The 14,991-nt window shown below is 51.5% G+C and carries 11 protein-coding genes; 3 read left to right on the top strand and 8 right to left on the bottom strand.

All coding sequences use genetic code 11. From position 1 onward, the window contains the following. Positions 1-186: 186 nt before the first annotated feature. Together Q8R10_RS05665 and Q8R10_RS05660 are read right to left on the bottom strand one after the other, a co-directional pair. A complete protein-coding gene (locus tag Q8R10_RS05665) occupies positions 187-975 on the bottom strand; it encodes a gamma-glutamyl-gamma-aminobutyrate hydrolase family protein (RefSeq protein WP_305651823.1) in 789 nt (262 codons plus the stop codon). Between the two features lie 325 nt (positions 976-1,300). Then, positions 1,301-2,038 carry an ABC transporter substrate-binding protein gene (locus Q8R10_RS05660; protein WP_305651821.1) on the bottom strand — a complete coding sequence of 246 codons (738 nt, stop codon included), beginning with the start codon at positions 2,036-2,038 and terminating at the stop codon, positions 1,301-1,303. Positions 2,039-2,171: 133 nt separating this feature from the next. Between Q8R10_RS05660 and Q8R10_RS05655 the strand changes: the two genes are divergently transcribed. Then, positions 2,172-2,897 (top strand): ABC transporter substrate-binding protein, encoded by a 726-nt coding sequence (locus Q8R10_RS05655; RefSeq protein WP_305651819.1) that lies wholly within the window; start codon positions 2,172-2,174, stop codon positions 2,895-2,897. Between the two features lie 201 nt (positions 2,898-3,098). Here Q8R10_RS05655 and Q8R10_RS05650 read toward each other — a convergent pair whose 3' ends face one another. The 6 genes from Q8R10_RS05650 to Q8R10_RS05625 form a co-directional block, all read right to left on the bottom strand. Continuing rightward, a complete protein-coding gene (locus Q8R10_RS05650; protein ID WP_305651817.1) occupies positions 3,099-4,463 on the bottom strand; it encodes a DUF1329 domain-containing protein in 1,365 nt (454 codons plus the stop codon). 745 nt (positions 4,464-5,208) lie between these two features. Beyond that, the gene (locus Q8R10_RS05645) at positions 5,209-7,527 is read right to left on the bottom strand and encodes an AAA family ATPase (RefSeq protein WP_305651816.1); all 2,319 of its coding nucleotides are present in this window, start codon (positions 7,525-7,527) and stop codon (positions 5,209-5,211) included. Next, on the bottom strand, positions 7,499-8,218 hold the full coding sequence (locus Q8R10_RS05640; RefSeq protein ID WP_305651814.1) for an ABC-three component system middle component 1: 720 nt from the start codon (positions 8,216-8,218) through the stop codon (positions 7,499-7,501). The genes Q8R10_RS05645 and Q8R10_RS05640 overlap by 29 nt, the downstream gene beginning before the upstream one ends. Next, positions 8,211-9,452, bottom strand: a complete 1,242-nt coding sequence (locus Q8R10_RS05635) for an ABC-three component system protein (RefSeq protein ID WP_305651812.1) — start codon at positions 9,450-9,452, stop codon at positions 8,211-8,213. The genes Q8R10_RS05640 and Q8R10_RS05635 overlap by 8 nt, the downstream gene beginning before the upstream one ends. 167 nt (positions 9,453-9,619) lie before the next feature. After that, positions 9,620-10,390 carry a nuclease-related domain-containing protein gene (locus tag Q8R10_RS05630; protein ID WP_305651810.1) on the bottom strand — a complete coding sequence of 257 codons (771 nt, stop codon included), beginning with the start codon at positions 10,388-10,390 and terminating at the stop codon, positions 9,620-9,622. Between the two features lie 213 nt (positions 10,391-10,603). Then, positions 10,604-10,864 (bottom strand): helix-turn-helix transcriptional regulator, encoded by a 261-nt coding sequence (locus tag Q8R10_RS05625; protein WP_305651808.1) that lies wholly within the window; start codon positions 10,862-10,864, stop codon positions 10,604-10,606. A gap of 825 nt (positions 10,865-11,689) precedes the next feature. Here Q8R10_RS05625 and Q8R10_RS05620 point away from each other — a divergent pair. Further along, positions 11,690-13,495 carry a class I SAM-dependent DNA methyltransferase gene (locus Q8R10_RS05620; RefSeq protein ID WP_305651807.1) on the top strand — a complete coding sequence of 602 codons (1,806 nt, stop codon included), beginning with the start codon at positions 11,690-11,692 and terminating at the stop codon, positions 13,493-13,495. After that, positions 13,495-14,571: a BsuBI/PstI family type II restriction endonuclease gene (locus Q8R10_RS05615; RefSeq protein ID WP_305651805.1), complete on the top strand. Its 1,077-nt coding sequence runs from the start codon at positions 13,495-13,497 to the stop codon at positions 14,569-14,571. The genes Q8R10_RS05620 and Q8R10_RS05615 overlap by 1 nt, the downstream gene beginning before the upstream one ends. The last annotated feature ends 420 nt before the right edge of the window (positions 14,572-14,991 follow it).

Genomic DNA, 14,991 nt, shown 5'->3' with positions numbered 1-14,991 from the left:
GCGCCCGCCAAATGATCGCCTTGATGGACGGATAATCCGTTTTTCAAAAAACCAACGCTTACATCCTCCAAAAACAAACGCCCCGAACCAGTCGGGGCGTTTGTTTTTGGATCGCAGGAATGCGTTTTCACACACTCTGCTCGGCGGGGTTTTGTTGTTTCTGCGGCAGACTAAATCGCGTTCTAGCTAGTCGTTACGCTGCGCCGCTTGTTTGCGACACGCCGCCCCGAAGGCTTGGAACAAGCGCATCGAATGCGGATTTTGCGCGGCCTGCCATTCCGGATGCCATTGCACGCCGAGGGTGAACTGCGGCTGGTCTGGCAGATGAATGGCTTCGATCACGCCATCTTCGGCGTGGGCCAGGGCTTGCAGCCCTTTACCAAGGGTTTTGATGCCTTGGCCGTGCAGTGAGTTGACCGGGATTTCTTCTTGGCCCATGAGTTCAGCCAGCCAGGTATTGGGCACCAGGCGCACGGCATGAATATCGGCGTACTGCTCCTCCGGTGGCGTGCTGTCGTCCTCGCGGTGGTCATTGAGGCCATCGACTTCGTAGAGCTTTTGATGCATGTCGCCACCCAGCGCCACGTTGAGTTCCTGCATGCCGCGGCAAATGCCGAACAATGGCAAGCCCTTGGCTAATGCTGCGCGAATCAGCGGCAGGTCGAACTGGTCGCGGTCTTGGTCCTGGGCTTTGTCTGGAGTCAGGTTTTCTTGGCCGTAGAGTGTTGGATCTATGTTGCTGCCGGCGCCGGTCACGTAGACGCCGTCGACCATGGACAGGTATTGCTCGAGGTCCGCAGTGCCGAAGCAAGTGGGTGCCAGCAGAGGCACGCAACCTGCAAACTCGACCAGCGGGCTCATGTATTTTTTGGTCATTACTTGGTAGTCATGGCCTTTGCGCTCTTGAGCGCCCATGGACATCAGTACAACCGGTTTTCGCTTAGGGTTTTGGGTGTTGCCAGTGTTGTTAGACATATGTCACCTTGAGGCAAGCCGGCGCTTGCCGTTTTTGTGCAGTCAGAGTCAGTGCTGCTGTGACCCGGACTGTTGTGGCGGTTCTGCCTGATCCGCTGAAAACGCCGCAATGTGAGCGTTCTAGCTTTATGTAGCGGCGTTTGTCAGATGGCTGCTGCTGCGACTGGCGCAGGCTTGAGGAGAGGCATAACCGTGCCTCAGTGTGCCTTGGCTGTAAAATATGTCAAACGAAACAGTTGTTTGTGTTGATAATATCCGATCAATTCGACTTGAATTGATCCGCCAGCAGGTTTGCCGGCGGATAAGGCATCGAACCTTGTCGGGGTTACTGGGCTGCTTGCTGGTTAAGTTGTTTGATATCCACCTGCTTTAGCGCCGCATTGAACTGCTCTAGCGCCTGCTTGCCAGCGGTTGAGTTGGTGAAGCACACATGCAGGGTCTTATCCTCGAGTGGCTTGCTGTTGAACCGCAACTTGCTGGCCAGGGGTTTCAGCTTGGCGCTAGTCTGCAGCAGGTACTGCATGACGTTCTGGTCTACTACGGCGAGGTCGAAACGGCCATTTGCCAACTTCAGCAGGTTCAATTCATCGGAAGTGGCGACGTCGGTTTTGAGTTCGCCGGCGGCCACCATTTTGTCGAAGTCGGCGGTATTGACGTAACCGGCAACTACGCCAATTTTGACGCTTTTGAGGTCGGCCAGCGAGCTCCAGCTAATTGGCTTTGCGCTCTGCTCGGCAAAGCCCAGTGGGCCATTACCAATCGGCTCGGAGAACAAGCAAGGGCTGCTGGGGTCGGCGTACTCTGGAAAATAGCCAACGAAGCTGGCATCGCTGCGGGCGGTGTCGACGGCGCGCTGCCAAGGTAAAAACTTGAAGTTGACGTTGGCGCCGGCCTTCTCGAAAACCGCCTTAACCACTTGTGACGAGATGCCTTGTCCGGCGAGTTTTTCTCCGGTGTAAGGTGGCCAGTCGAGGCTGGCTAGATTGAAGGTTTCAGCCATTGCTGGCGCGGTGAGGCTGACCAATAAGCAGGCGCCGAGTCGTACATTGCGTAGCCTTTGCATGGGTGGTTTTCCTTGTGGGTGGCCCGTGAATAACTCTAGGTTAGTTCTTCTCGGCTCGCCAAGGATGTCGCGCTGGTGAGTCTGGGAAATACTGCTAGACCTATAGGGTTCCCACCCGAAAAGAGCATCGACCATGAACCTGAAATTACTCTGCCAGGGGCTGCTGTTTGGCGGCTGGCTGACGTCTGTCAGCGCCCACAGTGAGCCGCTTGAGGTGCTCACTGAAGACTATCCGCCATTCAATATGATGGCCGCTGGAAATAAAATTAGCGGGTTAGCAACCGAGATCGTTGAGGAGTTATTCAAGCGGGCCGGGGTTGAGTACAAAATCAAACTGCTGCCTTGGAAGCGCGCATACGAGCAGACCCTAAACACGCCCAATACGGTGCTCTATTCCACCACCCGTACACCGGAGCGCGAAGAGTTGTTCAAGTGGGTGGGGCCGCTGGTGAGTAACAACTGGGTGTTCTTTGCCAAGTCTGACTCGACGCTTAAAGTCACCAGCTTGGACGATGCCAAGCAGTACTCCGTTGGCGGCTATTACGGGGATGCGGTGGCTGAATACTTGGCGGCTCAGGGCTTCAGTAAGTTGCAGTTGGCACCGAATGACCGTTCTAATGCCAAAAAACTCGACGCCGGACGCATTCAACTCTGGGCTACCGGCGAATACCTGGGGCCATACCTGGCGGCCTTGGAAAAAGCCACGCCACCCAAGGTGATTTTTACCTTCAGGGAGACGCAAATGAGCTTGGCCTTCAATAAAAGTGCGCCGGACGATCTGATCCTAAAACTCAATGCGACACTTGAGGTGATGCGCAAGGAAGGCGTTATTGACGCGATCAACGCGAAGTATCACTAGCGGCAGCTGTCGCGCCGCGGCTTAACATACGATAAGTGCGGCGGCATAGGGCGTCCACGTATCCGTGGTTGGATCGATAGCGAGTCTCGGCATAAAAGGAAGGGTGCCTGTGGCGAGTTTGAAACTGCGTTGGCTGGGGTTTAGCTAAAAAAATGGCCTGCAGATGCAGGCCATTTTAGTTGCGGCGCAGAGCTTGTTGGCTTAACGGATACCGCTGCCGCTCAATGACTCCGGCGACCATTGCATGCTGGTCAGGTCGGGAATGTATTTCACGCCGCCGTAAGGGCCGGTCATGCCGGTGATGTTGTAGCTGCCGCCAATCAGGTCATAAATCATATGGGCAGGGCCCACAGGCACTTTCACGTCATAACTCGGCGCCAGGAACGCCAGTGAGCCGCGAAACAGCCCGCCGCGTGCATCGTATTCATCGGACGCCACTGCAGCCCAGGTATCTTCGTCGAGGAAGAAGGTGCGTTTTTGGTAAATATGGCGCATGTCAGGTTTCAGAGTGCCCTCGACCACCCAGACGCGGTGCAACTCCCAGCGTACTTTTGCGGGGTTAACAAAGTTTGGGGTGGTCATCTTGCCGACGTCGATGTCGTAGACGATGGCGTAACTGTTGTAGGGGATGTACATCTCTTTTTTGCCGACCAGTTTCCAGTCGTAGCGATCCAGTGCGCCCGAAAAGACATAGGTGTCATCGTAGGTGGAGGCGCCGGCTGAGCCGGGGTTTGGTGTGTCATAGGACAGATCGGGAGCCAGCTTCACCCGGCGCTGCCCGGGTAGGTATTGCCAGCCGCGCCGGGGTTGGGCCAGAGGGTCAAGGGCATCCTGAATCAGCACCGCTTCGCCAGCGCGGCGAGCCGGCGCGGTGTAGGCGACTTTAACCCGATAGAAGACTTCTTTCGGATCGCTGACGGTGGTGCGCGCCGGGTCCTGATAGAAGGGATAGCTGATGGTGGCGTCGCCCGTGGTGGCCAGGGTCGCGGTGCCGGCACTGTCGACGTTCCAGTTATCGAACTTGCTGTTGGCGGTGCTGCCTTGGTAGCGCAGCAGGTGGTTCCACATGGCTTCGCTGCCGCTGGCCGGAATCGGGAAGGGGGTGCCGGGCAGTGCATTGGCAATGCCGACGCCACCACCGGTAGAGCTGGCATTGGCGGCGTTCTTCACGCTGTTGTCGAGCACCCATTGCGGCAGTGCGGCTGAGCGGTGAGTGGGGTAAACATCTAGTTTGAAATCGGGGAAGCGCTTAAGCAGTTCGGTGACGGTCGCGGTCAGGCGCTCGGGGTGTTGCGCGGCATTTTTGCCGTCGATTACCTGCGTCGGTTTTTCATCGGCATAGGGGTTCGGGCGCATGCTGTCGCCGCTGGTGAAACCGGCCGGTAGCGTGGTATTGCCGCCGGTGTATTCGGGAATACTACCGTCGGCGTTGGCGGCTTTTTCGGCGCCTAGCTGTGTCAGGCTTTGCCCCAGTTTGGCCACTTGGTCGGCGGGCGCCGCGGCCTGCACCGTATAGCTAAACCCCAGCGTTGCAGAGGCAGACAGCAGAATCAGTGGTAATCGCATTGAACAGCTCCTTCGCTGTGGAATTCTTCAAATCCTGCGCCTCTATTTATTTACGGGCTTACAGGACGAGGCAATTGCATCTCTGCCGTTGCGGGGTATCGGCCGCTTAACCTCACAGGTGAGCGTAGCTTGAGTTTTATTGTTTGGGCGTCGCCGCGTCCGATTGCCGTGGGTGTGCGTGTAGGCGCTAAACCATTCGCCTCAAGGCGTGATTGTTGGTGTAAACGCGGCCAGCAGCACAATCGTGCATTTAGCTCGGCGCTGGCAGCGCTCCTGAGGGGGCGCTGCCAGCTGTTCAGATTTTAATGGTTGCGGTGGGCTGTTTGTTTACGCGGACTGGTTTGGCGGCTTTTACTTCGCCCATAAAAAAGCCGCGCAGTGCGCGGCTTTGAAACTGGTGGGCCCACACGGACTCGAACCGTGGACCAAAGGATTATGAGTTGCCTGGAAACGCTGCAAACCCAGTAAAATCGGGCGTAGCTTAGCGTAGGTACAGTTAGCTGAAAGTAGCGTGGTTACTGGTGTTGAGGCTAATTTGGCGAAACAGGGGGTAACTGACCTCTGTACTGCTGGTGTACCTCCAGTCGTACCACGTGTATTCATACCGTAGTGGTTGAGTAGATTCTTGAAGTCGAGTGGCTCAAGTGCTAGGGGGCGCTGGACTGCCAGTTCGCCACGGCAGTCTGCGTTACCTACTTAATTATTCGGTGGTAACGCAGTTGTCGCAATAGTACTAAGTTTCTCGCTATTGTTGTTTAAGCATAGATATGGATGCTTGAGATAATCCGCCCCGTTTAAACTTGTAGCGCATGTAAGTAGACACCTCTAGTTCGTGATTTGACAGAAGTATTTGTCTATCAGGAAGTTCTACACGCAGAAGGTCGCTAAGTGATGCAACATTTATTTCGTCCATTGACTGAACAGGGTCATCAATCAGGATAAAAGAATTGCTTGCATAAACTCTATTTAAAGTCAGAAAAAACGCCATTCCTAGCGATGCGATCTGTCCACTGCTCATGGACAAAATTGCATCATGTTCTGATTTTTCAGCAGTGTTGAATTTTAGAACATCGCCCTTTCCACTGGTGATGAAAAGCCCCAATCCACGCTGGTAGTTCTGTATCAAGCGCCCACTATAAATATGGAACAGTAGTTCTATATCTGAGATTGTTTTCTTAGCATAGCTCTGCGCAGTTTTGTCTAGCGCTTTTCTAAGCGTTATTACTTTATTTTTGGTTTTCTCTGCGGCAGAAAGAATTTGTTCTGCTGCGCGAAATTTGGTTAAAGTTTCTTGATACTCTTTGTTATTGCGCTTCTCATACTCCGTCTTTAAGAAATGCTCCTTCTGGTCTAAATCATCGGCTGAAAGCAACGATATGCCATTTTCCTCGGAGAATGAGACTTTCAGAGTGATTGACCAATTTTCAGGAAGAGTATCTTTCTCTGGAGTTTTCGAGGAAAGAATTATATCGCTTGCGGCATTGAATAGGATGTCTACCTCTGAACTGTCAGGTATATAGACGGGGGGTGGCTGTATTTTATATGTGCTAAGTGTCTTCAGGGTTTCCTGGATAGTAGGAAACTTAACTTCTGCGCCAATTAGTGCTTTATAAAGATTTTCGTCAAATCCTTTGCTTTCGATGTCTCTCTTGGATTTTAATTTTGCGAGCTCAATATTGGCTTCTTGCTGAAGCTGATTAGTGATCCTTTCTAAGTTGGCTGCTGACTCGGCTATTCTAGACCTGAAGTCACTAGCTGTAATTTCAACCGCTTGGAGCAGAGAGTCTTTAGTCTCCCAGTCAAAGCCGCAATAGGGACATTTTTCGTCTTCTATACTTCCACACTCTTGGTGCTTTTCTAAGAGGTGAGCTTGTGCATTTAGAAGTGCGGTTAACTTTTGATCAGCGTCAGAGTTTAGACTTAAGAGTTCATTGCGTGAGGTTAATAAGCCTTCTATATTGGTAAGTAGTACAGGGGTCTTGAATTTTGCTATATCGCTAATGTCGATATTTGAAGCGGGTTTTTGCAGTAGCTCTACGTCATTTTTTAAGTTAAGTAATAAGATATTTAGATTTTTTAGGGGCTCAAGCCTTGGTATCTGCGAGCCGATTTGCAGTGCGAGCTTAATGTCTGCTTCTTTTGAAATGAACGAGTCTAACGATTTATTCCTTCGTCTGGTCAGCACCTCTTCATAATTCGCGTGAATTTTTTTGACTTTCCCTACCTCGTTGAGCAATTGCTCAAAATCGCCTTCTCCATCGGAAAAAATTGGATTCTGCAAATCCCAGGACGGTGTAGGCGATGCAGTGCTTAAGCGCTTGTAGCTAATATCAATAGACGAGTCCTGAATCAGTTTGCTAAGGCGCTCTGCTTTCTCTTTAAGGTTATTTTTAATCTGAACATGTTCTTTTCCTGTGAAGTTAGAGGTTATGTGCTTTTCTAGATCGCTAAGCCTTGAGATTTGGTTGGTTAGCTTTTCAACATTAATAAGGTGGTTGATCCCATCTTTTCGCTCGTTCGCCTTTTTTGAATAGAGGTAACGATTTTGTCCCTGCTCTAAATAATTGAGGATGGCGAAATTTTTTAAAAAATTCTCCCCAAGAATTTCTTCTAAGAAGTCAGCGGTTACCTCCTCTCTGGGGGAGTCTGGTTCTAATGTGGCTAGTTTATATAGTTTAAATATCCGGAAGTCGTCAGGAGAGTTGTTCGCAGGATTCACAAGCTCTGAAGTCTCGGCTATGCGAGCGAGAATAATATTTTCGCCAGTATCAGTGTCAGCAAGCTCGGCTTTAATAGCAATATCGCCTAGCTGGCTTCTATTCCAGTAAATATTCTCCGTAAATTGTTTTTGCTTGAAATTCTTGGCTATCGTCGCTTCATTTATTTTTTTTATGCGCGATATGCTGCCAGTGAATAAAAGCTCCAGCGCATCAAAGATACTGGTTTTTCCGAAGCCATTGGGTCCGTCTAGAGTAATCATGGCGGCTTTGCGGAAGTCAAATAAGGTGTCTTCAAATGGCTTGAAATTTTCGATTTTAAGCCTGGAGATTTTCCATTTCTTCATTTATTAAAATCTCTGCAATTTTTTCTAAGGGTTGAAGTTCGAAGTCAGTAAGTGTGTTAAATAGTTTTTCGAGTTTTAACTCTGAAACTACTTCTTCTACATATACGCTAAGCGGTTTGAGGGCGCTCTCTTTTATAGGAATCCTTATAAAGGGAAGCTTGATATAGATTCTGGCAGCGATACTGTATAGCGTAGGTTCTAAGGGGGCATCGCGATATTCAGAAAACTCTCTTTCGTCCATGACTATGCGAGATATGCTGTCAAAGTTGTGTTTGTCGAGGAGTAGTAGTTCTTGGTCGCTGTAGTAGAGAAAGTATTTTTTAAAATAGTAAGGGTTTTCTTCGATGGCAAATATTGAGTTCTCGATTTTTGTGAAGTCTGCTCTGAGTTTTAAGCGGTGAAGTATAATTAAATCAGTATTTTTGTCAAAAGCGGGGTCTGATTTAAATGTGTCTGGTGCAAATTGAAGGGCAATGCTATTCAGCTGCTGAGGCGAGATGAGTTGTGAACATTCTATAATGGTTAGAAATCGCTTGCTTTCACCACTATGTTGAAGCATGTATGTTGGTGGCTCGTTTAGTGATGAAATTGCTTCGCCCATGCTTTCGCTATTTTCTAAGTTGGCACTCGAGGCATGGATAAGTTCAAAGTCATGTTGTTGCGCAGCTTGTATAATTATTTGTTTAATCATCTATTTTTGCCTTTGCGCTATCTTTTGAAATTATTATGGCATCAAGAGCCTTGGTTATTTTTTTACGATCCAGGGTCGCGTCAAAAAAATCGTCTTCAACAGCAGCTCGTGTTGATCCTGTGGTCGCGCAAAAACGTTCGGTCGGGGAAAAGTCAGTACTATTTCCTGCAATTAGCCATTGGAACTCGTACAAAATATCAATTAGGTCTGGATCTCGCTTTATTTGATCCATTAAGTTTTCGGAAAATATGTTTTCTCGCCTTGGATTTGCAGTGGAGATAGATGTGGGTAAATAGAAGTTTTCAGATTTGCATTTGTAGTAGGGTGGCCGGCCGTCATGGAGTGGGTTTCTATCTATCTCGTATATTATATCTATGTAGTCATAAACGCTGTTTTGGCTAACGCTATATGCAGGTGAGCCCAAGCAAAGGGACTTCCATAGCCAAGTGAAGCTTTCGTCACTTAGTTCCTTTATTTTGTCATATACTGAGTTGATCCTAGTGATCGCCTCTTTCTTGCCATTGCTGGCCATAGAATTTGTATAGTTATATATTGATTCAGTTATAGCTAGTTTGGCTTTGTATCTTTGATAGATCAAGTCATCTTCATGTTCAGCGCTAAGAGCAAGAAGCTCTCCCATTTTCGCACTGCTTATTGTTTGGGTGAACGCGGCATCAGCTGCTGTCATTAAATCATCTTGGCAGCACGCGTGAATATAAACGACCTGTGAGCTTATAAGGCTATGTAATGCATAAAATTTCAAATCTATGAGGAAGGTGCTTGATGGTAGGCCGCTGAGAGCGAGGTAAGAATTAATTTTGCGTTTTATCGCGCCTTCAACTTCGTGCAGTGGGCAGTAATCCGATCCTTCATAACTGTAAAATTCAACGGTATTTCCATTCGCTCCTTGATGACTCGTAGTGTCATCCAGTGGTACAGACGTATGGAGGTAGCGTTTCGTTGATGCAGTACACAGCATTGAAGTGCAGGCTGCTTTTTCAAGAGCCTCTAAATAAGTTGTCCGCTTGTTGTTGCTGAGCGCTTTCACCTGGTGCGTAGAAACGGCTTGTCCGTTAACAATGATCGAAAAGTCATCGATGCTATCGATCTGAAGAGTAAAGTTCATTCCTTTAATCAGGCAGTCAATTGAGTGGTACAGAGCCAAGTGGCCCTGATAAATAAAACCACTCCAAGTTGGGGCGGCTGTATGAGGCGATGCTACTGCTGTGCTCATTTCTGGCTCACCTTTCCATAGGTTTGTGATGGATGAAAAATGTATGAGGCGGCTATTTTTATGTTTCTGAAGGAGGTTTTATTCCGTTCACTGGCCTCAAAATTAAAGCTTTATTTTCTATGTCTTCTTCATTGAGCGGGCTAGGAAGCCAGGCGTGATATCTCATCTCAGAGATTCTGCCTTGTCCGACACTTTGGAAACGCAGAGCATCCCCAAAACTGTTGGCCCGCTTTCGTCCCTGATTTCACGGTACGAATCAGCAGAGCCCTGCCGCATTTCGGGCAATGCCGCTCGGCTGTCGGACCGCTACGGCGTTTGAGGTTTTGCACATGCTCGCGGTGTGTGGCGAGTGTCGGTGAACGGCGGCCGGTTTGCAGGGCGTGCAGCATGGCGTCGACTTCAGCCTCGCTGAAGACCGGCTGCTGGAATGACTTGATATAGCCGATAAAACCGATGCCCTGGGTCACGTTTGCAGGCACTTCGGTTTTGAAGGTGCTGCCGCCTACAAAGGTGAGGACCGAGTGCAGGTGCTCGGGATTAACGCCAAGAGTGGCTTCCAGGGCTTTAAGGTGCTTGTAGTTCTGCCGCAGCGGGTTCTGGAATTTGAACGTGCGTTTGTAAAGCTTCTGCGTCCACTGCGCCTGCTTCTCGCTGCCGAAGATCCAGCCGCTCATGTTCTTCGTTTCCAGCACGAAGATGCCGTAGGGCGAGAGGAATACGTGGTCGATCTGGGTGGTGCCATCTGGCGTGCTCAGGGTGACGTTATGCAGGCGGCGGTAGGTCTGCTTATCCAGCTGCCAATGGGCGAACAGGCGTACCAGAAGCTCGCCGAGCTGACCCTTGGTCCAAGGCGACTTGAGCAGACTGATCAGCAGCATCAGCGGGATAAACCAGCCAAGCGTGCCCCAGACCTGCGCGATGACGGGGGTGAAGTCCATTTCTTAACCTTCAGCAATCCTGAGTTAACCGGATAGTACCGAAAGTAAGCGTAAATGAACGAAAGTATTCAGTAGCGCTTATAGCCTGAGCATTTGACGCCAAAACAAAAGGCTCAGTGAGAAAGGAAGATGCGGTTGCTCAGGCGGTGAGCCGATACATGGCGTTATTTAGCTCATTGTGTGAGCCGATTGTTCCGGTTATTCGGCTCATGCTTATCCTCTCTCGGACCGCTGCTCATTGAGGATGTCTTCAACCGTGCGTACGTGACCGGCCTTAACCAGCTTCAAGTCATAGCCTGCCGCTTCCAGCAGGCGAACCAGCACTGAGACGCTCATATCGCCTTTGGCTAATGTTTCCATGCGGGCCACTGTGGAGCGTGATACACCGGCACTGTTGGCCAATGCCTCTTGGCTTAGCTTCGCGTCACCACGCGCCTGTTTTAGCATTTCGGAAACATCGTATAGAGAGGTCATTTGTAGCCCTCGGGCATCAAAAAAAGCGTACACGTCGAAAAATGTAGCCCTTGAGCTACATCTCCACAAGAGTCGTTAGAATTGATTTGTAGCCCATGGGCTACGTAATGGCCGCATTGGTCATAAGGGCTACAAATGAGTTGACGTGACTTGGCTCATAACAACGCCCTAGAGTTAGACCGGGATGAGGCGATCTTGGAACTTGCACGTGCACTTCTAGAGCGTCTTCGCCCACTTGGGCTCACGAAAACTGCACTGGCTCAGTGAGCAAGCGTGGCCAATTTCCGTAGCTGAGCACATGGACGATCACGCCGACATCTTCGGTAAAGCACACGGCTTTGCTGATGCCGGTGGACTGCCGCTGTCCCGTTTTAGCTTGTTATCTATCGGCGTGCGTTTTAGATGGGTGCTTTCTAGGCGTGCCTGGAAGCAGATATGACATAAGCCTGGTTTGGCTGTATGTTTAAACAGTGCTCTGCGGTGTTGGGTGACTCTCATAGCAGGCGAGCACAGGGAGTGAGCACAGTGTACGTTGTGGCCTATCTTGCTTTGTTCGCCTTTGCGTCGGATTGAATCAGTTTCGTTGGGTGATACCAGTCAGTTTTACCCTCAACAAAGACTTGGCAGCCCAATTGGTATGCAATCAACAGATGCTCACCGACTGCGCTACGTACCACTTGGCCTGGCTCGAACTGGGGGTATTTCAGTTGCATATTTGGCGCTCCTGCGATTGTTGGGCATCACTTTATCACGCAGTATTACGCAATAGCGGTCGGCGCGGATGCCGAATCCTGTAGAATCTTGGCCCGCAAAAGGGGGGGGTGTATGGCTCGCACGGCACAGGCAAAACAGGCACGATTGGAATACCAAATGGTTGCGGAGACTCCGAGCCAGGTTATGGCCTCTGCAAGGGTCATGGCCCGCGCCTTGGCCAGTACTTTTCCAGTCGACCATCAATTAGCGCTGGCGCGCGCGTTCGGCACTCGTCTGATTGAGGCTTGGTGGCATGGCCTGAACAGCGGCCACACTATTCCCCAAGAGCTGCGTGCGCCGCTTCAGCCATTTCACACCGAGTTGCTGCCTGAGGCCGCCATTGCCTTGGCAGAAACAATTGGCCGAACTGCCGCGAGTTTTGACGCCGAGCCAGCTGCTTATCAGATCGGCATGACCTATACCAGCATGCTCCCGGCCGAGCATCGCGGGGAATACGGTATTTTCTACACGCCACCTGCCTTGACCGCTCGCCTGATCGACCAGGCAACGACCGCCAATGTTGATTGGGCGAAGTGCCGCGTACTTGATCCGGCCTGTGGTGGGGGAGCCTTCCTGGCACCCATCGCCCAACGAATCATGGATGAGCAAAAAGACTGCAGCCCAAAGTTGCTGATGCAGAGTATTGGCAACCGTTTGCGTGGTTACGAGATCGATCCTTTTGGGGCCTGGCTTAGCCAAGTCACCCTAGATGCTGTTGTACTGCCGATCAGCCGGCTGGCCGGGCGCAAGCTGCCCGTCATGGTTACTGTCTGTGACTCTCTGCGTCGTAGTCTTCCGAAAGATCGTTTCGACCTTGTGATAGGTAATCCACCATACGGTAGAACTAAACTTGATGCTGAGACCCGCGAACGCTACAAGCAATCGCTGTACGGTCACGCCAATTTGTACGGACTGTTTACTGATTTGGCTCTACGCCACACTAAGTTGGGCGGCGTAATTGCCTACGTTACCCCGACCTCATTCCTCGCTGGTGTCTATTTCAAGAACCTACGGGCCTTGCTAGGACGGTCTGCGCCCCCTCTGTCCATCGATTTTGTCACCGCTCGTAAGGGTGTTTTTGATGACGTGCTGCAGGAAACTGCTCTGGCGACCTATCGTCGTGGCGCGGATAGCGCTCCGGTAATCGTTGCCGAAATAGCCCCTACTACAGACGGTTTGGAGGTTCAGCAGGCGGGGGAAATTACTCTCCCCGTTGATCCATCGCTGCCCTGGCTCTTGCCTCGTACGGCTGAGCAAAGCTCCTTAGTCGAATGCTTGACGCACATGCCCCATCGTTTGGCTGACTGGGGCTATGGTGTGAGCACCGGGCCGTTGGTGTGGAATCGTTTCAAGAACCAGCTTGCGCACCGGCCTAGCAGCAAGCGCTTGCCACTGATTTGGGCCGAGGCAATCACTGCTGACGGTCGATTTATATTCCGTGCAGATAAGAGGAACCACGCTCCCTACTTCGAGCTGAAAGATGGGGACAGCTGGTTGGTAACCACTAAACCATGTGTCTTGCTGCAGCGAACCACTGCCAAGGAGCAGAGCCGCCGCCTGATTGCCACCGCGCTGCCCGCCGAGTTCATAGAGAAGCACGGCGGTGTTGTCGTCGAGAACCATATTAATATGGTTCGGCCGATCACCGAGTTCCCCCTGGTCAGCGCCGAGGTGCTGGGTGCGTTCATCAACAGCGCGGCCGCAGACCGGGCATTTCGCTGCATAAGCGGATCGGTTGCAGTCTCGGCGTACGAGCTGGAGTCGCTGCCGCTGCCTGCCCCTGAAAGCCTCACTGAACTAACCAGGCTGGTTGATGCCGGCGCAGCCCGCGAAATCATCGAGGCTGCGTGCAGCCGATTGTTTGAAGGGGATATTTAGTGCTGCCGCCATACGTGCCAAGGGATCTGGTCGCTGAAAGGCTCCTGCTGATCTTTCCGGAAGGAACTCCGAATCGAAATTACTGCACCCGCGAACTGGCAGCCAGCACGGTATTCGCCATGCTGTATATCGGGGCTGTCGAGCACACCAGTGTTCGGCTGGGACCGGTACATGTATATCGTATGACCGACCTACAGGCGGCGAATAACAGCGACGAGGAACGCCTCAGCTACAGGTCTAACCTGCGCAAGAAGTCGTTCGAGGTTCCTGGCAAGCGCTGGTACGCCGACAACACCCGAGAGCCCATCCGCGACGAGACTCTCCGCGAAGGTCTATTAGCCGTTGGTGCTGTCATGGAGGATAAAGATGTTCCCACTACATCCGGCAAGCCGCGCTACGCACTCAAGTCTGATCTCGCCGCCTTGTTCAATCCCGAGCTCCATGGCGACGCTTTGGGGGCTGCCATTCCCAAGTGGCAAGAGGAACATCTGAACAAAGGTGCGCTTGCTCGTGTTTCGTTGATGCGTCTTGGTGCTATCGACAAAGAAGGCGTGATGGTTCAGTTCCCAAACGGGGATACGCGTACTTTGTCTTACGGCCCCAGCTCTTTGATTTCGCGAGCAGTCGTTGAAGTGTTCGCTAGGCAGTTCCTAGAAAGGCCTGCTGTGCTTTGGCTCAGTGAGTCGAGTAACAAGGTCGCTATGCAGGACCTGCGCATGGCCTCCACTATTGGGCTCGACATCGAGGCGCAGAAGAACCTACCCGATCTGATCCTAGTAGACCTCGGACCGAGCAATCCCCTAATCGTCTTTATCGAGGTGGTGGCCACCGATGGCGCAATCACCGCGCGTCGCCAGGATGCCCTGTTCGAGCTGACAGACAAAGGCGGCTTCAAACGCTCGCAAGTGGCTTTTGTCACTGCGTATGCGGATCGGGAGTCGGCTGGTTTCAAGAAGACCGTCACCGGCTTGGCCTGGGGCTCGTTTGCCTGGTTCATGAGTGAGCCCGATAAAATTTTCATGCTCCGTGACGGTGCCGGTCCGCTTTCTAGCTTGAACCAGCTATTGGCTCCTTAGGGAGCACCAGCATGGCCCAGGAGCGGCTGGATAGGCTCAAATCAGTATCCAATTCACTTGATCAGTTCAGTGCTCCGGTCAAGAAGAGTGTTGTTGGGCCGGAGTGGTTTCCAGGGAGGGAAAGCTGCGCAACCTTTCCGATGTCGATTATTTGATGAACCGCGAACATTTTCTCTGCGAAGGTATTTGAGGGCAGCTGCATGGCAGATAACAATTGGGCCGAATTGGCATACACCGCAGTGCGTCAGGTTGCTGAGATGCAGTCAGAATTTACGCCTGACGACATATGGACAACTGGACTTCGGAAGCCAAGTGAAGCGCGCGCCCTAGGTGGGGTGATGCGTCGGGCTCACAGGGAGGGGCTGATTGAGAAAACAGGGCGTGTGCAGCCGACTACGCAACCTGAAAGCCATGGTACCG

Origin of the sequence: Pseudomonas sp. (assembly GCF_030698175.1) — a bacterium.
In the GTDB taxonomy this organism is placed as follows: Bacteria; Pseudomonadota; Gammaproteobacteria; order Pseudomonadales; family Pseudomonadaceae; genus Aquipseudomonas.
The sequence above is the reverse complement of the archived record's forward strand: the minus strand, read 5'-3'. Positions and strand labels throughout refer to the sequence as shown.

Bases quoted from the DNA above. Each gene is read 5' to 3' on its own strand.
- Q8R10_RS05665 (WP_305651823.1), bottom strand. From the start codon at position 975: ATGTCTAACAACACTGGCAACACCCAAAACCCTAAGCGAAAACCGGTT.
- Q8R10_RS05660 (WP_305651821.1), bottom strand. From the start codon at position 2,038: ATGCAAAGGCTACGCAATGTACGACTCGGCGCCTGCTTATTGGTCAGC.
- Q8R10_RS05640 (WP_305651814.1), bottom strand. From the start codon at position 8,218: ATGATTAAACAAATAATTATACAAGCTGCGCAACAACATGACTTTGAA.
- Q8R10_RS05645 (WP_305651816.1), bottom strand. From the start codon at position 7,527: ATGAAGAAATGGAAAATCTCCAGGCTTAAAATCGAAAATTTCAAGCCA.
- Q8R10_RS05655 (WP_305651819.1), top strand. From the start codon at position 2,172: ATGAACCTGAAATTACTCTGCCAGGGGCTGCTGTTTGGCGGCTGGCTG.
- Q8R10_RS05620 (WP_305651807.1), top strand. From the start codon at position 11,690: ATGGCTCGCACGGCACAGGCAAAACAGGCACGATTGGAATACCAAATG.
- Q8R10_RS05635 (WP_305651812.1), bottom strand. From the start codon at position 9,452: ATGAGCACAGCAGTAGCATCGCCTCATACAGCCGCCCCAACTTGGAGT.
- Q8R10_RS05650 (WP_305651817.1), bottom strand. From the start codon at position 4,463: ATGCGATTACCACTGATTCTGCTGTCTGCCTCTGCAACGCTGGGGTTT.
- Q8R10_RS05625 (WP_305651808.1), bottom strand. From the start codon at position 10,864: ATGACCTCTCTATACGATGTTTCCGAAATGCTAAAACAGGCGCGTGGT.
- Q8R10_RS05630 (WP_305651810.1), bottom strand. From the start codon at position 10,390: ATGGACTTCACCCCCGTCATCGCGCAGGTCTGGGGCACGCTTGGCTGG.